This window comes from Pseudarthrobacter sp. TE9888 (assembly GCF_056279345.1).
In genome coordinates, this window is sequence record NZ_JBWBRD010000002.1 from 2163616 (window position 1) to 2185536 (window position 21921).

At 68.1% G+C, this 21921-nt stretch carries 16 protein-coding genes and 1 tRNA gene; 11 read left to right on the plus strand and 6 right to left on the minus strand.

The genetic code is table 11. The features are described from left to right. Window positions 1–30 precede the first annotated feature (30 nt). The gene (locus tag ACZ9J7_RS10775) at window positions 31–1965 is read left to right on the plus strand and encodes an FAD/NAD(P)-binding protein (protein ID WP_476209277.1); all 1935 of its coding nucleotides are present in this window, start codon (window positions 31–33) and stop codon (window positions 1963–1965) included. An 86-nt stretch (window positions 1966–2051) separates the two neighbouring features. On the opposite strand, the gene ACZ9J7_RS10780 is transcribed toward ACZ9J7_RS10775, so the two are convergent. Both ACZ9J7_RS10780 and ACZ9J7_RS10785 read right to left on the minus strand, forming a co-directional pair. After that, window positions 2052–6572 carry an ExeM/NucH family extracellular endonuclease gene (locus ACZ9J7_RS10780; protein WP_476209279.1) on the minus strand — a complete coding sequence of 1507 codons (4521 nt, stop codon included), beginning with the start codon at window positions 6570–6572 and terminating at the stop codon, window positions 2052–2054. Between the two features lie 424 nt (window positions 6573–6996). After that, window positions 6997–7084 (minus strand) — tRNA-Ser (locus tag ACZ9J7_RS10785). A 108-nt stretch (window positions 7085–7192) separates the two neighbouring features. On the opposite strand from ACZ9J7_RS10785, the gene ACZ9J7_RS10790 reads away from it, so the two are divergent. From ACZ9J7_RS10790 to ACZ9J7_RS10830, 9 genes are all read left to right on the plus strand, one after another. Next, window positions 7193–8176 carry an NAD(P)H-quinone oxidoreductase gene (locus ACZ9J7_RS10790; RefSeq protein WP_476209280.1) on the plus strand — a complete coding sequence of 328 codons (984 nt, stop codon included), beginning with the start codon at window positions 7193–7195 and terminating at the stop codon, window positions 8174–8176. Window positions 8177–8291: 115 nt separating this feature from the next. Beyond that, a complete protein-coding gene (locus ACZ9J7_RS10795; RefSeq protein ID WP_476209282.1) occupies window positions 8292–8897 on the plus strand; it encodes a PadR family transcriptional regulator in 606 nt (201 codons plus the stop codon). Beyond that, window positions 8894–9631 carry an ABC transporter ATP-binding protein gene (locus ACZ9J7_RS10800; RefSeq protein ID WP_476209284.1) on the plus strand — a complete coding sequence of 246 codons (738 nt, stop codon included), beginning with the start codon at window positions 8894–8896 and terminating at the stop codon, window positions 9629–9631. The genes ACZ9J7_RS10795 and ACZ9J7_RS10800 overlap by 4 nt, the downstream gene beginning before the upstream one ends. Then, window positions 9631–12486, plus strand: a complete 2856-nt coding sequence (locus ACZ9J7_RS10805; RefSeq protein ID WP_476209286.1) for a hypothetical protein — start codon at window positions 9631–9633, stop codon at window positions 12484–12486. The genes ACZ9J7_RS10800 and ACZ9J7_RS10805 overlap by 1 nt, the downstream gene beginning before the upstream one ends. Before the next feature lie 145 nt (window positions 12487–12631). Next, window positions 12632–14929, plus strand: a complete 2298-nt coding sequence (locus tag ACZ9J7_RS10810; protein ID WP_476209288.1) for a carbon starvation CstA family protein — start codon at window positions 12632–12634, stop codon at window positions 14927–14929. Then, a complete protein-coding gene (locus ACZ9J7_RS10815) occupies window positions 14929–15132 on the plus strand; it encodes a YbdD/YjiX family protein (protein ID WP_476209290.1) in 204 nt (67 codons plus the stop codon). Before ACZ9J7_RS10810 ends, ACZ9J7_RS10815 begins: the two co-directional genes overlap by 1 nt. Window positions 15133–15210: 78 nt before the next feature. Then, on the plus strand, window positions 15211–15846 hold the full coding sequence (locus ACZ9J7_RS10820; protein ID WP_476209291.1) for a bacterial proteasome activator family protein: 636 nt from the start codon (window positions 15211–15213) through the stop codon (window positions 15844–15846). A gap of 7 nt (window positions 15847–15853) precedes the next feature. After that, complete coding sequence (locus tag ACZ9J7_RS10825) at window positions 15854–16297, plus strand: hypothetical protein (protein WP_476209293.1); 444 nt, start codon at window positions 15854–15856, stop codon at window positions 16295–16297. Between the two features lie 117 nt (window positions 16298–16414). Further along, a complete protein-coding gene (locus ACZ9J7_RS10830; RefSeq protein WP_476209295.1) occupies window positions 16415–17260 on the plus strand; it encodes an aldo/keto reductase in 846 nt (281 codons plus the stop codon). 143 nt (window positions 17261–17403) lie between these two features. Here ACZ9J7_RS10830 and ACZ9J7_RS10835 read toward each other — a convergent pair whose 3' ends face one another. The 3 genes from ACZ9J7_RS10835 to ACZ9J7_RS10845 all read right to left on the minus strand — a co-directional run bounded on the left by ACZ9J7_RS10835 (window position 17404) and on the right by ACZ9J7_RS10845 (window position 19841). Continuing rightward, window positions 17404–17589: a hypothetical protein gene (locus ACZ9J7_RS10835; protein WP_476209297.1), complete on the minus strand. Its 186-nt coding sequence runs from the start codon at window positions 17587–17589 to the stop codon at window positions 17404–17406. A gap of 93 nt (window positions 17590–17682) precedes the next feature. After that, window positions 17683–18633 carry an NmrA family NAD(P)-binding protein gene (locus tag ACZ9J7_RS10840; protein ID WP_476211836.1) on the minus strand — a complete coding sequence of 317 codons (951 nt, stop codon included), beginning with the start codon at window positions 18631–18633 and terminating at the stop codon, window positions 17683–17685. A 194-nt stretch (window positions 18634–18827) separates the two neighbouring features. Then, window positions 18828–19841, minus strand: a complete 1014-nt coding sequence (locus tag ACZ9J7_RS10845) for a hypothetical protein (protein ID WP_476209299.1) — start codon at window positions 19839–19841, stop codon at window positions 18828–18830. A gap of 117 nt (window positions 19842–19958) precedes the next feature. Between ACZ9J7_RS10845 and ACZ9J7_RS10850 the strand changes: the two genes are divergently transcribed. Beyond that, a complete protein-coding gene (locus ACZ9J7_RS10850) occupies window positions 19959–21200 on the plus strand; it encodes an NAD(P)/FAD-dependent oxidoreductase (RefSeq protein ID WP_476209300.1) in 1242 nt (413 codons plus the stop codon). Window positions 21201–21215: 15 nt separating this feature from the next. Here ACZ9J7_RS10850 and ACZ9J7_RS10855 read toward each other — a convergent pair whose 3' ends face one another. Further along, window positions 21216–21857 carry a hypothetical protein gene (locus ACZ9J7_RS10855; RefSeq protein ID WP_476209302.1) on the minus strand — a complete coding sequence of 214 codons (642 nt, stop codon included), beginning with the start codon at window positions 21855–21857 and terminating at the stop codon, window positions 21216–21218. Window positions 21858–21921: the final 64 nt, after the last annotated feature.

Here is a 21921-nt window from a genome sequence, read left to right on the forward strand (position 1 = left end):
GCTCCGCTTCCAGCCCGTACGCTGGATGGCGTGGAAATATCGCAGAGCAACCGGGCCGTCATCATCGGTGGCGGCCCCCGCGGCACCAGCGTGCTGGAGCGGCTGCTCGCCCACACCGCCACCGCAGGCAACCCGAAAGCGCACCTGCACATCGACGTCGTGGATCCCTACCCGGCGGGCCCGGGACATGTGTGGCAGCCGGGTCAATCGCGGCTGTTCCTCATGAATACCCAGTCGTTCTATCCCACCTTGGTCCCCGAGGATCCCGCCCTTCCCGCCCCTGTTGCCGGCACCACCTTCGACCAGTGGCGGGCCATCCAGCAGCTGGCCCCCCTGCCGTCCCTTACCGCTGAGGAACGGGCGGAGCTGGCAGTGCTGGGATCGAATGATTTTCCCAGCCGTGCCATCTACGGCCGCTACCTGCGCTGCACCGTGGAAGAGCTGCTCGGCAAGGCATCCGACGGCGTCACGGTGGAATTCCACGAAACGGCGGCAACATCGGTGCGTCCCGCGGGGGACGGAACGTTCGACGTCGGCCTCGCCAACGGTGCCGCCATCCGCGCCAATTCCGTGGTGCTGGCACTGGGGCACATCCCCTCCCGGCTGAACCCGGAACAGCGCGAGCTCCAGGCCGCCGCCGGGCAACTGGGCCTGCAGTACTTTCCCCCGGCCGTTCCCGCGGACGTGGACTGGTCCCGGATCCCTGCCGGGGAACCGGTCCTGGTCCGCGGCATGGGCCTGAACTTCTTCGACACCATGGGCCAGCTCACCGAGGGACGCGGCGGCAAGTTCGTGCCCAACGGCACCGGCCTGGTGTATGAACCGTCCGGCCAGGAACCCCGGATCATTGCGGCCTCGCGGCGCGGAACCCCGTACCGTGCCAAGGCGGCGCTGGACGGCTACTACGCCTCCTCCATCACGCTCCGGTACCTCACCGAGGCCGCCATCGGGCGGCTGGAGAAGGCCGGGATCCGCCCGTCGTTCGACCATGACCTGTGGCCGCTCCTGCACCGGGACGCCCTGTGGGCCTACTACTCAACGCTGGTGCGCTCGCAGCCCGGCGCGGTGCCCGATCCGCCCGCCTTCCTCGCGGCCCTGGAGGAAGCGCTGCAGCCGCACGCGCACAGCGCCGCGAACTGGGAGGACAGTGTTGAGAGCGTCCTGGCGGTCCACGTAGGTCCCCGCCACCGCCTCGACCTGCCGGGGCTCGCCGCTCCGCTGGCAGGGCGTTCCTTCGAGTCCCGCAGCGCGCATGACGCCGCCGTCGTGGAGTTCCTGCTTGACGATGCGCGCCGGTCCGCCCTGGGCGAGGACGATCCGGTCAAGATGGCCATCGGCGCGCTGCACCACGGGCGCGCCGTCCTCAAGACGGCGGTGGCCGACGGCGGCATCACCGATGCGTCGTGGGTCGCCGGCCTGCGGGGTTGGTTTGAATCGTTTGTGGAGGGCCTGGCGAGCGGACCGCCCGCACTGCGGTCCGAGCAGCTCGCGGCCCTGGCACGGTCCGGGGTGGTCAGCTTCGTGGGGCCGGACCCGAAATTCGGCGTGGACCGGAAATCGGCGCTGTTCACCGCTTCTTCGCCGTGGGTGGCGGGGGCGCCGGCCACGGCCCGGACCATGGTGGAAGCGCTGGCCCCCGGCAACCGGGTCTCGGCCAACGATTCACCGCTCCTGGCCCAGCTGCTGGCCGACGGGCTGGTGCGGCCCAAGCTCATGATGACTGCCGAGGGTGCCCCCATCGAGTCCACCGGCCTGGACGTGGAGCCGCATCCGTACCGCCCGGTGGCGGCCAACGGGTCGGTCACCGACGGCCTCTTCGTGCTGGGGCTGCAGTTGTCCTCGGCCCAGTGGGGCACCGCCATCGCCGCAGAGGCTGTCCAGCCCGGCGGGCCAGCGTACCGCAGCGGCCAGCGCACGCTCCGCGACGCGGACGAGATTGCCGCCGCCATCCTCCGCAGGGCGTAACCCCAGGCCTTAAATGGCGATGCGCCATCACTTATGGTCGCTGAACCGGCGGAACAGGGACCACAGGTGATGGCGCATCCGGGGTTTTAGCCCCGCAGGCAGGCCCGGTACGCTGCCATGGCCTGGCCGTAGTTCGCCTGGCCCCTGACGTCAGCGGGACGGCTGGGCTTGACCGGCGGAACACAGGCCGGCTGTGCCGGCGTATCGGCTCCCACCAGGACGGCCACCTTCACCACGGTGCCGGACTCGACGGCGGTGAGCACCAGTGTTGCCGCGCCCTCGGCCGCACCGGCCGGGACGGCCAGGTCCACAGAGGCCGTCCCGGCGGCCACCGGTACGGTGCCCAGTGTGGTGACCGTGCCGGCGGCGTCGGTGAACGAAGCTGCCATGGCCGTGTTCACCGGGCTGCCCAGGGAGGTCAGGTCAAGTTTGGAGACCGTCAAAGTGATGGACTCTCCCGGCTTGACTCCGTCGGCGGTGGTGTTGGCGACTGCCACGGAGCGGCGGGCAAAGTCGGGCGACACCGGACTGCTCTTCTGCAGGTACCCAATCCACGCGTCCCGGTCCACCAGCCCGGAATCCCGGGTATTGGTGCCCTCGGTGAAGACCCGGAAGTTGTCCCCGCCGGTGGCCAGGAAGCTGAACGTGCCCACCCGGTAGGACTTGGCCGGGTCCAGCAGTTCACCGTTGACCCGCACCGCGGTGATCCGGTCGCCCGCGGCACGGGCGGCGTCGTAGGTGTAGTTCACGTTCTTGGACAGGCCCAGCTGCAGGTAGGCACGGCTGGGAACAGTGCCGTCCGGGTTGGTCTGCCACTGCTGCTCCAGCAGGGTCTTGACCTGCGCCCCCGTCAGGGACGTGGTCCACAGGTTGTTCACGAACGGCAGCACCGCATTCGCCTCGGCGTAGGTGATGGTGCCGTCCGGGGCGTAGTACAGCTCGTTGCGCAGGCCGCCAGCGTTGACGACGCCGATCTCCGCACCGCCGAGGTCGGCGGACTTCAGCGAATCAAGAAGGGAATCGGCCACCAGGTTGCCAAGGGTGGATTCGCTGCCGCGGTCATCCCGCTTGGCGCCGCCGGTGGCATCCGTGGTGAACGCAGTGGTGATGTCCTTGGTTACCGAACCGACGGGCTGGTTCCCCACCTCGGCGGCGTCCGCCAGGGCTTTCTTGACGATGGCGTCGACGGCGGCCACGCGCGGGTAGGCGGCCACCAGGCCGGCGGCGGCGTCAGTGGTGCGCTTGACGTTCCCGGCCTTGTAAGCGGTCACCTGCCTGGTGGTGGTGTCCACGGTCAGCTGGATCTGGCCCACGTTCTCACCGTAGTTGCCGGTCTGCACGATGGGCCGGGTCTTGCCTGCCACGCCGGGAACGGGTGCGTCCCAGGCGTATTCCTTGTGGGTGTGGCCGGTGAAGATGGCATCGACGTCGGCGGACGTCTCGGTGACCAACCTGGCGAAAGGCCCGCCGGCTGCCACTTCCTGCTCCAGCGTGGCACCTTCCACCACGCCCGAGCCGGCGCCGTCGTGGTCTTCCACGATGATGACGTCGGCGGCCTTGTCCGCGGTGATCTTCGCGGCCACCCGGTTAATGGCGTCCACCGGGTCCCCGAAGTCGAGGTCGGCGATGCCTGCCGGTGTCACCAGGGACGGGACCTCCTGGGTGACGGTGCCGATCACTGCCACCTTGATGCCGTTCAGGTCCAGCACCGTGTATTCCGGAAGTGCGGGTTCAGTGGTGCCCTTCCTGTAGACGTTGGCGCCCAGGTAGGGGAACTTCGCATTGGTGCCGCCGGCGATGACGCGGTCGCGCAGGTCAGCCCAGCCGCCGTCGAACTCGTGGTTGCCCACCGCGGCTGCCTTCAGTTCCAGCGCGTTGAGCACGTCGATGGTCGGCTGGTCCTTGGCAACGGCCGAGGCGAACAGCGAGGCGCCGATGTTGTCACCCGCTGACAGGAATGCCGTGGCCCCCGGGGCGGCTGCGGCGCGCAGCTTCTCGATGGTGCCGGCCACCTGGACGGTGTTGGTATCAATCCTGCCGTGGAAATCGTTGATGTTCAGGAGGTTGAGGTCAACGCTGGCTGGTGCCGCCGGGAGGTCCAGGCCCACCACCACCGGGTCGTGGTCGCTGGCGCGGAACTGGTTGGGGGCGTAATAGTCGGTGACGTTGTTGTTATAGCGGCTGTATTCCAGCGCCACGGATTCGACGGAGTTGATGTTCCAGATGTCCGCGCCCGTGACCACGCCGTTGGCGGCGGGGGAGGCCAGGATGTGGTCAAGGGAGCCCACCAGGCCGCCATAGAGGTAGGAGTGCTTCGCGGAGCCGTCGGCGTTCTTCGCTTTGTCGTCCTGGTTGACATACCCCGCGCCGGTGAGGACGTTGATGGGGTCTTCCTTGCCGTAGGAGTTGAAGTCGCCGATGAGGAAGACCTTGTCGGTGCCCTTGTCCTGCTGGAGGGAGGTGGCGAACTCCAGGAGGGACTTTGCCTGCGCGGTGCGGGCGAGGTTGGAGTTGCCCTGGCCCTTGTCGGTATCGTCCGGAGTTGCGGCCGAGCCCTTGGATTTGAAGTGGTTGGCAATGGCGATGAACTTCTTGTCCTCGGAGCCGCCCACGGGCTTGAACACCTGCGCCAGCGGCTTACGGGCGTTGGCGAAGGCGACGGTGTCGTTGTGGATGATGGATTCGCCCACCGGTTCTGCGGCGGCCTTCTTGTAGATGAAGGCTGTGCGGATCATGTCCTCGTCGGCCAGCGGGGGTGCGTTCGCGGGGGTGCGGACGTAGTCCCAGACGCCGGGTGTGGGGATGTTCAGTGCCTCGACCAGCCTGGCCAGGGCGTCGTCGCGGTTCTTGCCGAACTGGGCGGAGTTCTCGATTTCCATGAGGGTCACGACGTCGGCGCCGGTCTTGGTGATGGCGGAGACGATCTTGTCCTGCTGGCGCTTGAAGTTCTCGGCGTTGGCGGCGCCGCGGGCATCGCACCCGCCGCGGACCGTGATCGGGTTGCCGTCCCGGTCCTCGTAGAACGCGCATCCGGAGAGGGTGTCGCCGGTGGTGGGGAAGTAGTTCAGGACGTTGAACGAGGCGATCTTGACGTTGCCGCCCACGGCTGCCGGAGCCTCTGTGCGGGTGGCGCCAAACCCGGCAGGCTGGACCGTGGCCTTGTTGGCCCCGGTCAGGTGGGTCAGTGGCTGGAGCTTCCAGGAGTTGTTGGCGTAGCCCAGCACCACGTTGGTGTTGAAGGTGACCGGGGATCCCACGCGGACGGGGTCCGTGGTGGTCAGGTACGGCAGGACCTCGGCCTTGGTGGCGGCGTCTTTCAGGAAGTTGGTGCTGGACCCGTCGTCGAGCTTGATGCCGCGGGCTGCGTTGTCAGCCACGACGGCGGAGTACTCGGCGGAGCCGTAGGGCGCGACGGCGGTGGGCTGGACCAGCGGAGTGGTGCCGCCGGCGAGGCCGATCTCACCGTACTGGTTCAGGCTGTAGTTGTCGCTCACCGTCAGGGGGCCCTGGGGTGCCAGCAGCATTCCTTCCAGCGCTTCGCGGAACGTTTCCGTGGCGGGGAGGGTGAAGGTGGTGGGTTTGACCTCGGGGGCGGCCTCGGTGAGCTTGGTGAGGCCGTCCGCCGCGGTGACGTTGAGTTGGGTCATGCCGTAGTACTCGGCCACGGCGCCGGTGACCTGCACGTAGTCGCCGGCCTGCACCGACCCGACAGTGGCCGGGGAGTAGACGAAGATGCCGTCGGATGCGGCGTGGTTGGTGGCCGTCAGGTCACCGCCCGTGCCGGGGGTCTGGAGGTAGTACCCGTTGAGGCCGCCGGTGGGGAAGGCTGCGGTGACTTTGCCCTTGGTGGTGACGGTGGCCCCGGCCAGCGGGCTTGCCGTCCCGGTGCCCTGGATCTCAGCGATGGTCCGGGCGACGGGATCCGGCGATGGTGTGGGGTCGGGAGCCGGAGCTGCGCCGCCCGACGCTGTTGGCGTGACGGTGCCAAGGAGTGTGAAGTCTGCGGCGTTGTTGTTGCTGTCCGCCCCGGCGGCCCGGTTGAGGCTCTTCACATCGGTGTTCCCGGCGGGTGCCGCGGCAGCCTGGGTTTCAAAGGTGTTGGACGTGCCGTAGCCCAGGAGGTCCGCCACGCCGGCGGTTTCCACTGCAGAACCGGTGGGAAGTGCGACGGCGGTGGGCTGCTTGGCGAGCACGATGGTTCCCGTTGTGCCGCTCGGGTTCAGGGTGGTGGCCAGGTCAGGCGCGGGGAGGTCGGCGCCATTGGTTCCGTTGCTGCTGCCCTGCACCAGGTAGTAGCCCTTGGCCGGGATGGAACCGGACAGCGGCGCCACGCCGGAGGGTGCACCCGTGCCGGTGGCTGAGCGGTACTGGATGGACCAGCCGTCCAGGGATACGGGGGTGTCGGAGGTGTTGTAGAGCTCCACGAATTTGTTCTTGAAGGCGGCCCCGCTGCTGCCGCCGCTCAGGTAGGCCTCGTTGATCACAACGGGGGAGGTGCCGGCCGCGGCTGAGACCTCCGCGGCCGCCGGGACAGCTGCCAGCGGGGCTGCGATGAGCCCCGCGGACAACGCTGTGCCCAGCGTTAACTTCCATGTATTCAGATGCATCCGCTCTTACTTTCATTGAGGTGTCCCGGGTGGGTGGCCCGGTGGAGTGCGCCAGGGGCAGGATCCGGGCGTGGGTCCGGATCCTGCTCCTGGTCAAGTGGTGTCAGGCATATGACAACAGCACTGAATGAACGCAAAGTGGCTGCAGCGTGCATTCGGCGGGACGTTCCCCAGCGGAGCGGCCCACACTGGCGGCGCCGGGCTTTCCCTGCCCGGGCCGAGGTGCTGTCGACGGGAGTGATGATGCTGCCGGAACACGGACGTGTGCCGGCAATCACAGACGATACCGGCCGGTAGCTTTCGAATCCGGGTCCGGCAGGGGTTTAATCCAAAGAATTTACGTGCATGCAACACGTCGGGCGGCGGCTGGTTAAAACAAAAAACCCCTGGCGGCCGGTGGTGCCGGCTGCCAGGGGTTCCCTTGCGGAAGGTAAGAGATTCGAACTCTTGGTACGGGGTTACCGCACACTGGTTTTCAAGACCAGCTCCTTCGGCCGCTCGGACAACCTTCCTCAGCTAGTAGTGTTTCATAGGCACTTGCCTGCAACAAAACAGGCCCGGGGAAGCCCCCGGTGCACACTGGATGCAGCCAGGATTGAAGTCACGAACGGGAGAGGTCCATGAAAGCCGTCTATATATCTGAACCGGGCGGCCCGGAAGTGCTGGAAGTGCGGGACGTGGATGCCCCGGTTCCCGGCCAGGGCGAAGTGCTGATCGACGTGGTGGCTGCGGGCCTGAACCGGGCCGATGTCCAGCAGCGCCGGGGGTTCTACCCGCCGCCGCCCGGCGCCTCCGAGGTTCCGGGACTGGAAGTGTCAGGCCGGATTGCCGGCTTCGGGCCGGGCGTCAGCAAGCCGTTTTCGCTGGGGGACAAGGTAGTGGCCCTGCTGGCGGGCGGTGGCTACGCGCAGCAGGTGGCAGTACCGGCCGAGCAGGTGCTGCGCGTCCCCGAAGGCGTGGACCTGGTCACCGCCGCGTCGCTGCCGGAGGTGGCGGCAACGGTCTACTCCAACCTCATCATGACGGCGCAGCTGCAGCCGGGCGAGACGGTCCTGATCCACGGGGCCACGGGCGGGATCGGCACCATGGCCATCCAGCTGGCCAAGGCGTTCGGTGCCAGGGTGGCCACCACGGCCGGAAGCGATGAGAAGGTCAGCACCGCCAAAGCCTTCCTCGGTGCGGACATTGCCATCAACTACAAAGAGGAAGACTTTCCGGAGAGCCTTCGGCGGCAGAACGGCGGCAAGGGGGCGGACGTCATCCTTGACGTGGTGGGAGCCAAATACCTCCCGCAGAACGTGGATGCCCTGGCCGACTATGGGCGCCTGGTGGTGATCGGCCTCCAGGGTGGCACCAAGGGCGAGTTGGACCTGGGCCTGCTGTTGAAGAAGCGGGCGGCCGTGGTGGCCACCGCGCTTCGACCCAGGCCAGTGGCGGAAAAGGGTGCCATCATGACCGCCGTCCGCGACGCCGTGTGGCCGCTGGTGGCCGACGGCAGGATCCGCCCGCTGGTTGCCAAGACGTTCCCCCTGGACCAGGTGGCTGCCGCCCACCGCTACTTCGACAGCGGTGACCATGTGGGCAAGGTCCTCCTGGTTCTCTAGGGCATACATACCCGGTATTGCGTGCAGGGGTAATCCGGATTAGGGTTGGCATACGCGGTATGCACGGGTCTTGGGGGCCTGTGCATACCGGCAATGACTAAGCCCGGGGAGCACCATGTCGATACGCCACAGCCTCCTCGCCCTGCTGCAGGACCAGCCGCGTTACGGCTACCAGCTTCGGGTCGAGTTCGAGAACCGCACCGGAGCCACGTGGCCCCTGAACATCGGGCAGGTGTACACCACCCTGGACCGGCTGGAACGCGATGCCCTGGTGGCCAAGGAGGGCGACGACGGCGAGGGCCACGTGGTGTACAGCATCACCGCCGCCGGCAAAGCGGAGGTGCAGAGCTGGTTCGCCGCCCCCGTGGAACGGAACAATCCGCCCCGCAATGAGCTCGCCATCAAGCTGGCGCTCGCCGTCACCCTGCCCGGGGTTGATGTGCAGGCCATCATCCAGGCCCAGCGCGTGGCGTCCATCAGGGCCCTGCAGGACTACACCAAAGCCCGGCGTGACACGGCCGCGAACCAGCGGGCCACGGATACCGCCTGGCTCCTGGTCCTGGACTCGCTGATCTTCCAGACCGAAGCGGAAGTCCGCTGGCTGGACCTCTGTGAGGCAAGGATGGTCCAGCAGGCGCAGGCCGCAGCCGCGGGGTCAGCCCGGAAAACGTCCAACGGGGTCACGGAAGACGCCCCGCTCAGCGCGGACAGCCGCCGGTGAGCGTGCAGGGGCCGCAGCAGGTCCTGGAACTTGCCCAGGTTGGCCGGACCTTTGGGGAAGGCGCGACGGCCGTGGCAGCCCTCCGCGGCGTTGACCTCACCATCTGCGCGGGGGAGTTCGTCGCAGTGATGGGTCCGTCGGGCTCAGGAAAGTCCTCCCTCCTCGCCGTTGCCGGCGGACTGGACCGGCCGACGTCGGGCGCTGTCTTTGTTGAATCCACGCCCCTGGCCGGCCTGGGCCTGAACGAACTGGCCCGCCTGCGCCGCCGGGCCGTTGGCTACGTGTTCCAGGACTTCAACCTGGTCCCCACGCTGACGGCCGCCGAAAACGTGGCGCTGCCCCTGGAACTGGACGGAACATCGGCCCGGAAGGCGCACCGGCAGGCCGCCGACGCGCTCCGGCAGGTGGGCATCCCGGAGCTTGCGGACCGGTTCATGGACCAGATGTCCGGCGGCCAGCAGCAACGGGTCGCCATCGCCCGCGCCATCGTGGGCAAGCGCCGGCTGATCCTGGCCGACGAACCCACCGGTGCGCTGGATTCGACAACGGGCCAGGGGGTCATGGAGGTGCTGCGCGCCAGGGCCGACGCCGGAGCCGCCGTCATGCTCGTCACCCACGAGGCCAGGCACGCTGCCTGGGCGGACCGGGTGGTCTTCCTGCGCGATGGACGCATCATTGACCAGGCGGCAGCCATGCACGACCCCACGATGCTCCTGACGCAGGCCGGACTCTGATGCCGCTTGACCTCGCTCCCGCGCCGCAGGGCCGCCGGAGCGGCCGCCGGGTCGCCTTGCGCCTGGCCCGCCGCGATATCGTCCGCCATAAGGGGCGCTCGCTCCTGATCGTCCTGCTGATCATGCTGCCGGTGGCGGGCATGACCGGCGCCGCCACCCTCTACCAGAGCTCCCAGCGCACGCCCGGGGAGATTGTCCGGTACGAACTGGGCAACACCCAGGCGAGGTTCAGCGTCCTGACGGTTCCCAGCGCTGACTCCCTGCAGGACCCACTCAATGACGGTGTCGTCGCTTCCAGCTCCGGCCGCTACGACCCGGACTTCCAGCGGACAAACCCCGCCGACGCCATCCCTGCGGGCTACGAGGTCCTTCCGCAGCGGACACTCACGCTGACCGCCGGCGTGGGCGCGGCCCTGGTTTCCTTGCCGGGCCGCGAGGTGGACGCGCTCAATCCGGCCTTTGACGGCAAGTACAGCCTGCTGGCCGGCCGCCCACCGCGCGGCGGGACGGAGGTGCTCGCCTCGCCCGGGCTGATGACGCGGTTCCACCTCGCCTTCGGCCAGGAATTTACGACGTCGGCAGGAACCTTTGTCCCGGTGGGTACCATCCGCGACGCTTCCGCCGCGGACAGCAACAGCATCCTGTACCTTAAGGCCGGCCAGGCGCCCGCGGACCTGGCGCCCGGCCCTTCGACCCGCCAGTCCGTGTCCTATTACCTGGTGGGCCCCGAGCCGGTCACCTGGCAACAGATCAGGGAGGCCAACAGCGAAGGCGTGGGCGTGCTCTCCCGCAGTGTGGTGCTGGACCCGCCGCCCGCCGGCCAGCGCACGGTTCCCGGCTCCCAGCTGCACGACAACAGACCTGTGCTGGTGACCGTCTATGCCACTTTCGGCCTGGTCGGTGCGCTCGCACTGCTCGAGGTAGGCCTGCTGGCCGGTGCCGCTTTCGCCGTCGGTGCCAAGCGCCAGGTACGTGAGCTGGCACTGCTGGCCTCCTCCGGAGCGGACACTGTCACCGTCGGAGCCGTCGTCACTGCCGGTGGACTGTGGCTTGGCAGCCTGGCCGTGGCCGCCGGCGCCGCAGTGGGGCTGGGGGCCGCTGCCGTCGTCGTCCACGTGGTCCGTTCCACCGGCTCCGCCCGGCTGGCCGGCCTGCACCCGGACCTCCTCCTGACAGCCGTGGCCATGGCCATGGGATTGGGCGCCTGCCTGCTGGCCGCATTGGTCCCGGCGCGGCAGGTGTCACGGCAGGCCGTGCTGGGTGCGCTCAAATCCGGGCGGGCGCCAGCACCCACGGGGCGCCGCACCACGGTGGCCGGCGTCGTCGCGCTGGCACTTGCCTCAGGGCTGCTGGTGGGCGGCTGGCTGCTCAGCAATTCCACGAACGATCCCGACCAGCGGGCGGAGCAACTGCCCGTGGTGGCCACCATGCTGATCGCCGGGGCGGTGGCCGCAGTTGCGGGCCTGGTAATGCTGACCGGATGGCTGATCGTCCGGCTGACGTCCCGGACGCGCTGGCTATCCCTCTCCCTCCGGATGGCGGCGCGTGATTCGGCAAGGAACCGTGGCCGGAGCGTCCCCGCCGTGGCGGCCGTACTCGCCGCCGCCACCCTGGCAAGCGCTGCCCTGGTGCTGTCAGCCAGCCAGCAGGCCGGGCTGCGGGACTCGCATTACTGGGGCGCCCTGGAAAACCAGGCGTACCTGCCGCTCACGGTGGACCAGCCACTCGCCGCCGATGGCAGCATGCGGCCGCCCGTGCACATTGACGCCGGCGTGCTCTCCGCAGCGGTGGATAATGCCCTGGGGACGGTTCAATCAACCCGGGTCATCACCGCCCCCGCAAGCCTGCGGAACTGCCCGGAGGGCCCCGCCGATCCTGGCCTGCCGGCGCTGACGGACACCTCGAATTGCCTGTTGTTTTCGCTTGCCAGGCCGCAGGCCAATACGTGCCCGACGACACCCTTGGGACGGGTAGTGGACCCGGGGGACTGGCGGTGCCGCGGGTCCATGGTCAATGAACAGCCCTCCGGCCGGGCCATCCTGGTGGGCGGCGCGGACGACATCCGGGCAGTGTTGGGCCGCGACCCCTCTGCGGAGTCCCTGGCGGTGCTGGAGGCCGGGGGGATGGTGGTGACCAACCCCGTCTTCGTCCGTGACGGATCTGTCCTGCTGCAGGCGCAGGATGTGCGGACCCAAGGGCCGTCGCCGTCAGGGCCGGGCACGGTGCCCTCAGCGGTGAGGAGCACTTCCCTCGCCGCAGCGGTGCTTGAGCCGGTGGTCCCGGTCCCATGCTTCGGCGTTGTCTCACCGGAAACCGCAGCACGCCTGGAGCTCCGCGCTGAACCCGCCGGGCTGCTTATTCAGCTGGCGAAGTATCCGTCGGAGGCCGAGGCGGATGCAGCCTCCGCTGCCGTCGCGGCCGTCTACCGGCAACCCGGCATGGCCTTCCGGGCCGAGCCGGGCATTTCCCAGGGCAGCCAGTGGATGACATGGTCCATTGTGGCCGCGGCGGCCCTCATCACGTTCAGCGCAGCGGGCATCACCACCGGCCTCTCCCTGGTCGATGCCCGTACGGACCATGCCACCCTTGCCGGGGTGGGAGCCTCACCGCGGCTGCGTAAGGCCCTGGCAGGATCCCAGGCCCTTTTCACCAGTGGCGTGGGCGCCCTGCTGGGAGTGCTGGCAGGGTTGGTACCTGCGCTCCTGCTTGTCCTGTCGACGGACATGCGGACGGCAGTGGACATTCCCTGGCTGCACTTGCTGGCCCTCGTGATGGCGGTACCGGTGACGGGCGCGGTGCTTGCCTGGACCTTTACCCCGTCCGGCCTGCCCTTGTCCCGGCGCAGCCTGGCCTGACCGGGGGCGGTCGCGCCTCGTTCGTCGCCGCGGCGCCGCCGCTCACCGCACAGCCAGGCGCCGCACCGCCGTCGGCCGCTGAAGCGGCCACCCGCGTTGGTAGGGTGCCCAGTAGGAAAAGTGGGATAACTCTCAAGGAGGAGACATGGCCGGAGTGCCTGACCAACGGAACAGCGGATCCCGGGCGGAGGGCGGACTGGCCACAGACCCAAATCTTCCCCCGCCCGCCGTCGACGAGGCACGGCTCGAAGCCGAGGACCGGAAATGGACCCCGGCGAAGATCGCGCTCTGGGCGGCGATTGCCCTGCTGGGCGGCGTTGCCTGGTTCATGCTGGCCATCGTGCGCGGCGAGACCGTCAACGCCATCTGGTTCGTCTTTGCCTCCGTGTGCACCTACCTGATCGGGTACCGCTTCTACTCCAAGGTGATCGAACGCTACATCACCAAGCCTGACGACCGGCGCGCCACCCCGGCCGAGTACAAGGCCGACGGCAAGGACTATGTCCGCACTGACCGGAACGTGCTCTTCGGCCACCACTTCGCCGCCATCGCAGGGGCCGGCCCGCTGGTGGGCCCGGTCATCGCCGCCCAGATGGGCTACCTTCCCGGCACCATCTGGATCATCGTCGGCGTGGTCCTCGCCGGCGCCGTCCAGGACTACCTGGTGATGTTCTTCTCCATGCGCCGCGGCGGCCGCTCCCTGGGCCAGATGGCCCGCGAGGAACTCGGCGTCATTGGCGGCACGGCAGCCCTCGTTGCCACCTTGCTCATCATGGTGATCATCGTGGCCATCCTGGCCCTCGTCGTCGTCAACGCCCTGGGTGAAAGCCCGTGGGGCGTGTTCTCCGTGGGCATGACCATCCCAATCGCGCTCTTCATGGGCGTCTACCTCCGCTACCTGCGGCCCGGCAAGGTCATGGAAGTCTCCATCATCGGCTTCGTCCTGCTGATGGCCGCCATCATCGGCGGCGGCCTGGTGGCGCAGACCGAATGGGGCGCAGCCGTGTTCCACCTGGACAAGGTGACCATCGCCTGGGGCCTGATCGTCTACGGCTTCATCGCCGCCATCCTGCCGGTGTGGCTGCTGCTCGCCCCGCGCGACTACCTCTCCACCTTCATGAAGATCGGCGTGATCGTGATGCTGGCCCTGGCCATCATCGTGGTCCGGCCCGAAGTCACCGTTCCCGCGTTCAGCGAATTCGCCAGCCGGGAAAACGGGCCCGTGTTCTCCGGGGCCCTGTTCCCTTTCCTGTTCGTCACCATCGCCTGCGGCGCACTGTCCGGCTTCCACGCCCTCATCTCGTCCGGCACCACCCCCAAACTGGTGGAGAAGGAACGGCAGACCCGCTACATCGGCTACGGCGGCATGCTGATGGAATCCTTCGTGGCCATCATGGCCCTGGTGGCAGCCATCTCGATTGACCGCGGCTTGTACTTCGCCATGAACGCCCCCGCAGCCCTCACCGGCGGAACCGTGGAAACGGCAGCCACCTGGGTCAACAGCCTGGGCCTGGCCGGCGTGAACATCAGCCCGGACCTCCTGTCCGAGACGGCCCGGAACGTGGGCGAGCAAAGCATCGTGTCCCGGACCGGCGGCGCCCCCACGCTGGCCGTGGGCCTGGCGCACATCATGCACCAGTTCGTCGGCGGCACCGCCCTCATGGGCTTCTGGTACCACTTCGCCATCATGTTCGAGGCGCTCTTCATCCTCACCGCCGTCGACGCCGGCACCCGCGTTGCCCGCTTCATGCTGCAGGACTCCATCGGCAACTTTGTCCCCAAGTTTAAGGAAGCCTCCTGGCGGCCCGGTGCCTGGCTCTGCACCGCCATCATGGTGGCCGCCTGGGGCGCGGTGCTGCTGATGGGCGTCACCGATCCGCTGGGCGGCATCAACACCCTGTTCCCGCTGTTCGGCATCGCCAACCAGTTGCTCGCCGCCATCGCGCTGGCCGTGGTCCTGGCCATCGTCGCCAAGCGCGGAACTTTCAAGTACCTGTGGATCGTGGCCCTGCCGCTGGCCTTCGCCGCCGTGGTGACCATCGCCGCGAGCTACCAGAAGATCTTCTCCTCCACCCCTGCGGTGGGCTACTTCGCCAACAACGCAGCCTTCAGCAAGGCACTGGCCGACGGCAAGACCTCCTTCGGCACCGCCAAGACGACGGCGGCCATGGAAGCGGTGGTCCGCAACACGATGATCCAGGGCTGGCTGTCCGTGATCTTCGTGGTGCTCAGCATCATCGTGATCGCCACGGCGCTGATCGCCACCGCCAAGGCGTTCCGGGACCGGTCGGCAGGAGCGGCCATCACCGACAACGAGGACCCGGCTGTTCCGTCGCGCGTCTTCGCCCCGGCCGGGCTGGTACCAACAACTGCCGAACGTGAACTGGCTGCCGAATGGGAGAAGGTGCCCGCCGGGGCCCGGCTCGAACGGACCGGTCACTGATGAGCGCCGGTATTGCCATGGTCGCCAACGGGTTCCGCGGGTTTGCCCGCTACCTGGGCGGCGTCATGGGCGCGGATGCCTACGCCAAGTACCTCGAACACCACCGGGCGGCCGGGCACGCAGAACCACCCCTGACCGAACGCGAGTTTTGGCGGGACCGCACCGACCGCCAGGACAGCAACCCGCAGGGTCGGTGCTGCTGATTGAGCCCGCAGCGGACAAGGGCGCCGCAGGCCTTCACAGGTGGACCGTGGGCGGACGGGCCGTGAGAGTATGAACCCATGAGCGATCCTAATGACACTCAGGCAGCTGAGGACCTTCCGGTAGAGGGTACTCCCGTGGACGACACCGAGGACCCTGTTCAGGTTCCCTCCGGTACGGACGGAAGGCCCAGGGGGAGCAGCTTGCAGGATCTGGTGGACGAGCCTGCCAAGGTGATGCGGATCGGCACCATGATCCGTCAGCTGCTTGAAGAGGTGAAGTCTGCCCCGCTGGACGACGCCGCGCGCGGCAGGCTGGCTGCCATTCATGCCCGCTCCATCAAGGAGTTGGAAGACGGCCTCGCGCCCGAGCTGGTGGCAGAACTGGACAGGATCAACCTGCCGTTCTCCGGTGATGCCACACCATCCGACGCGGAGCTCCGGATTGCCCAGGCCCAGCTGGTGGGGTGGCTGGAGGGCCTGTTCCACGGGATCCAGACGGCCATCGCCGCCCAGAACGCGGCCCGGGAACACGCAGCCGCACAGCTGCAGTTGCGCCAACTGCCACCGGGCACCATGATTGCGCCCGGCGTCGTGATCGGGGAAAACGGCGAGCCCCAGCGAGCCCCGGCCGGCGCCCGGCCGGGGCAGCCCGGACAGACGCCGCGGCCCGGCCAGCACGAGGACCCGGACCACGGCCCGGGCCAGTACCTTTAGGATCCGCTTGGGCTTTTTCAGCGCCGCCAGGCAGGGGCGCAAGGACGACCTGGAACTGGGCAAGGGTTTGTGGCGCCGCGCGCACGACCGCTTCCACCGGGGACTGGACCGCTTCCACCAAGTGCTCGAGGGCGTGGAGGACGACCAGCTGTACGGCGAGCTGGTGGAGATTGCCAACCAGCTCGCTGCGCTGCTGCCGCGCGTCCGGGCAGTCTGCATGGAAGCGCAGCGGCGTGCTCCCAGCGACGGCCTGGATATTCCCGCCGCACTGTCCAATGTCCACAGGTCCCTTTCAAAGGCAGGAAATTCCCTGGCAACCACGGCGGAGGCGGCAGCAATGCTGCGGCTCGCCGTGGGGCCGGTGCCGGTGGGCGCCGCGTCCGTCCACCGCCGCGCCGAGGCAGTCTTCCAGCAGGTGGACGACGCCGAGAGGCAGCTTCACGGAGAATAGCCCGGGCGGGGTGCGCAGGAATATTCCCGATTTGGAAGCCTACTTTCCAGTTAAGCGTCTGGCTGACAGAGCCGGATTTCGCAGCGTTGGGCTCCCGGGTTTTGGCAGGATAAAGCCATGACTCTTTCACCTACCTTGACTTTCAACGACGGCAACACGATCCCCCAGCTCGGCTACGGTGTGTGGCAGGTTGAGGACGACGTGGCTGAAAAGGTTGTGCGCCAGGCGTTCGAAGCCGGCTTCCGCCACATTGACACCGCAAAGATCTACGGAAACGAGGCCGGCGTGGGCCGTGCCATCGCCAGCTCCGGCCTGTCTCCGGAAGAAATCTTCATCACCACCAAGCTGTGGAACGCGGACCAGGGCTACGAGTCGACGCTCGCTGCTTTCGAGGAATCCATGGACCGGCTTGGCCTGGAAACGCTGGATCTCTACCTCATCCACTGGATGCAGCCCAAGCAGGACAAGTACGTTGACACCTGGAAAGCCCTGATCGAGCTGCAGAAGCGCGGACGGGTCAAGTCCATCGGCGTCTCGAACTTCACGGTCGAGGGCCTCCAGCGCATTATCGATGAAACCGGCGTGGTTCCGGCCATCCACCAGGTTGAGCTGCACCCGTACTTCAGCCAGCGCGAACTGCGTGAGTTTGGTGCTTCCAAGGGCATCCTGACCCAGGCATGGTCCCCGCTGGGGCAGGGCGGCGAGCTGCTCAAGGACCAGGCCATCGCGTCCATCGCTGCCAAGCACCAGGCAACCCCTGCCCAGGTGGTCATCGCCTGGCACCTCGCGATCGGCAACGTGGTGATCCCCAAGTCCGTGACCGAGTCGCGCATCAAGGAGAACTTCGCAGCTTTGGAGGTCTCTTTGGACGCCGAGGACATTGAAGCCATCAACAACCTGGACCGGACCGCAGGCGGCGAAGGCCGAATCGGAGCCGACCCGGCGGTTTCCGACTTCGCGTAGTCCCTAAGGCAGCGGTTCCCGGCACGACGTCCCGGTGGCCGTCCGCCAACCCAGCGTCAGCCCGTGCTGCCGGCAACCGCCGCGCCGCACGGGCTGACGCCGTTAACCCGGCCAATGCCCGGATGGAGCCATTCGCGGACCGGTCAGGCGGCGATCCGGACGCGTTCCACGGCCACGGCGTCCACCACTGCCCAGCTGTCCTCATCGTGGCAGTGCCGGCAGGCGAAGCGTTCGGCGTCTTCCAAGGTGTCAAAGACCTCGGAACGGGCCCGGCCGGAGTCGGCGTCGAAGTACGTAACGTGAAATTCCTGCACTGCTTGGTTTTCCATAAATCCAGTCTGCAACCAGGGTCTGACATTCCAGGGAACCGACTCAGCGTGTTGATAACGACGCGAGGCGGACGAACCGGGAACTGTTGGCCATCAGTGCCCGGCAAGAGCGATCGCCCGTTGTCTCCCGTCGCCGGTTGTCTCCTTCAGGTGCGCTTCGAGGACATCGCGGACCGAGGTCCACCCGTGCGGGCCATAGCGGTCGTTGTTGACATGCTGAAGTTCCGCCTCGCCGCTGAACATGCTGACGAAGTACTGCATGCCCTGCCATGCGGGGAAGGCCTTGTCATTGTCCTTCGACAGTTGCCGCCCAATCCTGCTCATGGCAGCCAACATACCGGTGGTGCCGGCCCATTGCAGGGAGAAAGGCGTCGCTGTGAGTTCGGTCATTGTCCGGGCTATGCTGCGCGCCGTAACGCGGTCGCCGGCTATCTCGACCACGCGGGGCGCGTCCTCATCCAGGGCGGCATGTGCGACGACGTGTGCGACGTCGTCCTTGGTGGTGAAGTCGAGCACCTGGTCCGGTGAGGACCAGAACAGGACCCGGCGGCGCTTAAAGAGGATCATGGGCGCTTGCCCGGTGAGCATGTCGGCAAAGGCCCCGTTCAGCACTGAAGTTACGCGTATGGGTGCGGCGTCGAGTTCGGCGGCGAACTCGCGGCGGAGCTCGAAGTTGCGGTTGCTGCCGGGGGTGACCCGGCGGTAATCCGCGGAGTAGTCCGACGGGATGAACCGTGCCACACCTGCGTCGACGGCGGCCGCGAGGAGCGCCCGCTGCGCGTCGACGATGACCGGACGCGCACCGCTGACGGCGGAAATGACGGTATCCACGCCGGACAATGCCGAGGCGAGACCGGCCCGGTCCGTGTAGGCGGCCTCGTGGATGTCCACACGATCCTCCCCGCCGTAGAGGCCATGGGCCGTTCCGCTCCCGGGGCGTGTCAGGACCCGGACCGCGGTGTTGCGGCGGAGGAGTTCGCGTACGATGCGTTGGCCGAGGTCACCGGTGGCTCCGGCGACGAGGACGGTGATGGTAGTGATGATCTGCTCTTCTCGGTAGGTGTCGGTGCGGCGCCGGCGGGAGAGTCGGTGCGAGGGCCACGGGTTGCTGGAAGACAAGTGACGTTCGGCGCAGGGACGCCGGCAGCCGCCCGGCGGTCCGAAGCCCGGGCCGTTTGGGTTTGGCCCCCATGCAGAAATAGTACTTGGCGACGGAGCGAGGGCTGGCTGTGAAGCAGTCAGCGATTGCCCAGCCGGAGGACCCGTTCCTGCGCCAGCATGGACGTCCGGCTGGCCTTGTCTGCGGCCCGTGCGGCCTGTTTCGCTTCCGCTGCGGTGGCCGCAAGGTTTTTACGGGCGCGGTCCAGGCTTTCCTCGGCAGCCTTGAGCCGGCGCCTGAGGTCAGCCGTTTCCTGCTGAAGGTCCGCTATTTCCGCGCGTGCCGTTTCTTCCTGCTCCTGGAGCTCACCGGCCAGCCGGGCAGCTGCCTGCTCAGCGTCCCGCGCCTCCGCGAGGGCGCTCTTGGCCCGTTCCAGCGCCGGTGGCGAGGCCGGCCGGGGAGCCTGCCGGACAGCCTCAAGCCGGGGCCTGCCGGGCGCTTGCGGGGAACCGCCAGACGCCGTCGTGCGCGTCTTTGGAGCCGGTGGCTTGGCCCCGGCGGCCTTCGGGGCCGTTGGTGCCGGTGTCCGTGGTGCGGCCGGGGGAGTCCCGGTGGACCGCGCAGGCGGCGTGGGTGGGAGCAAACCGGGGAGGGCCACCGCGCCGTCGAGGTCCACGTCGTTAACGCCGTCCGCGGAGAGGACTTTGAGCAGGCGCCCGCTGGCCACGGCGTTGGCTGCCCCCGCGTCAGCCGTCAGCGCCCGGAGGGTCTCCTCGACGTCCGATGCCATGGCATCGCTGATGGAGCGGCCCTGTTCCCGGGCAGTTGACCGCGCAGTTTCGACGGCGTCGGCGAGCAGGGTGCGCCGCTCACGGCCCAGCTCGCGGAGGGCGGCGGCGTCCAGCGAGTCCTGGGCTGCCCGCATCCGCGCCCCCAGCTCGCCCAGCCGGGCAGGCACCTCCGGCCGGTGGCGGGCAAGCATATTGAGCGCCCACGCAGCGACGGAAGGTTTCGGCAGGCCCCGGACGGCTGCCGCCAGGCCCTTGTCCAGGCCCGAAGCCTCCTTGGCCGCGGCGGCGCGGGCTGCAACGAAGTCCTCCAGCGGTCCCGCGTACAGCCGGTTGGCAATGTCCGCCAAGGCTTCGTCTTCCATGCCGCCATCTTAGGTGTCCTGAATGCCGCGGCAGATCCGGCGCAGGATGGCGCGGCGCAACGGCAGTTGCGGGAAGGCACCCTGTTACTCGTCCGCCGGGAGGGGTAAGTTGCACGAATGGACGATTTATATCAGGTCATCGTGGTGGGCGGCGGATTTGCCGGGAAGGCTGCGGCTGAGGAGTTGGGCCGCAAAGGTGTCCGCGTGCTGTTGCTTGACGCCAACAGCTACCAACAGTTCCAGCCGCTCCTCTACCAGGTGGCTGCATCGCAGATCGGCGTGTCGACGGTGACGCGGCCGCTGAGGGCCGAGTTCCGCGGAATCAACAGCGTCCGGGTCCTGACGGCGACGGTCACTGCCATCGACGCGCCGAACAGGACCGTTACCACGGCCGACGGGTCCACATACCGGGCCCAGGCCCTGGTGATCGCCACCGGGGCAGTGCCGAACTTCTTCAACACCCCCGGCGCGGATGAGCATGCCTACCCGCTGTACTCCGTGGCGGATGCCACCAGGCTCAGCGCGGCCATCACCGCCGTCCTGGACCAGGCCGACCGTGAGCCGGGAGCAGGTGCTGACGTCATAGTGGTGGGCGGCGGCCCCACTGGCGTCGAGACGGCCGGCGCGCTCGCTGAAAACGTCAAGTACCTGGTGCCGAAGTACTTCTCGCCGGAGCTGGCAGATCGGTGCCACGTCCACCTCGTGGATATGGTTCCAAACGTCCTCGCCGCGTTTTCGGAGAAGTCGCAGGCGTACGCGCGGGACCGCCTGACGGAGCTCGGCGTGCAGCTGCATATGGGCCAGCCCGTGGCCGAAGTCCGGCCGGACGGCGTGACCCTCAAGGGCGGGACCGTCATCCCTGCCCGGATCGTGGTCTGGGCCGGTGGGCTGCAGGCCGGGAAAATCATTACCGAGTCCGGCCTGGAGCAGGGGAGGGGCGGCAGGGTTGACGTCCGGCCCGATCTGACCGCGCCGGGCGCTGAGGGCGTTTACGTACTGGGTGACTCCGCCAACATCACCGACGCCGGCGGGAACAAGCTGCCGCAGCTGGGGTCGGTGGCCCAGCAATCGGGCAAGTGGGCTGCGCGCAATATCTACGCGGACCTTACCGGCGGCGTGCGCGAGCCTTTCCGCTACTGGGACAAGGGGTACATGGCCATGGTTGGCCGCGGCGCGGCGGTGGCCGAGCTGGGCCGCAAGCGGCTGCAGTTGCAGGGGCCGCTGGCTTTCGTGTCGTGGTTGGCGGTGCACCTGGCCCTGTTGCCCGGCTTCCAGCAGAAAGTCAGGGCGCTGTTTTCCTGGGCCAACGGGTACGTGACCCACAGCCCTTCCCAGGTGGTGGTGGGCAGGCCGGACTAGGGCCTGCCGCCGTCGTCAGGCCCTTTCGAAACTGACCAGCCGGCCCGCGGCGGTCCAGCCGGCCGATTCGTAACGGGCGGCTGCCTCCGGCTCCACCACCATGTGCAGGTACTCGGCGCCGTGCAGGAACGCCTCCTCCGCCATAGCGGCGAACAGGCCCTGTTCGAAGGTCTCCTTCTCCGGCCCCTGCGGCAGTTCGGTGACGGCCACCGCCGCGAAATCGTCCCGGACCTGGATGCGTCCCTTGGCGACAGGGTGGTCGAATACGGTTATTTCGACGGCGTCAAAGGTATCCATGGGTGCCAAAGCGACCTGGGAGTTCTCAGGCAGCTCCACCGTCCCGTTCAACTCGGCCGTCGGCGCCATGAGCAGTACCCGTTCGGCCACAGGGGCAAGGCCCCCTGGAACCTGGCCCTTTACAGCAGCGGCGTCGGCGGAAAGCAGCGTGAGGCGCACTCCGTCCCCGGCCGCGGCCTTGCCTGCAAGCTCCCCGGCGCCGGGTCCCGGCCAGCCGGCCACGTACTCCTGGCCTTGCGGATCCTGCCCGGCGCCCGCCCCCAGGACGAACCCTCCTTCAACCTGGCCTGCACTGCGTTCCTGCAGGTCCGCCCACGCAGGAACCCATCCGATGGCGGGCAGGTCGTGGTGTTCCGGCATGGCGACTTCCTAACGTTCAGCACCGGTGTGGCAGCGTCCGGTGCGGCTGGGCAGGGCTTCCCTG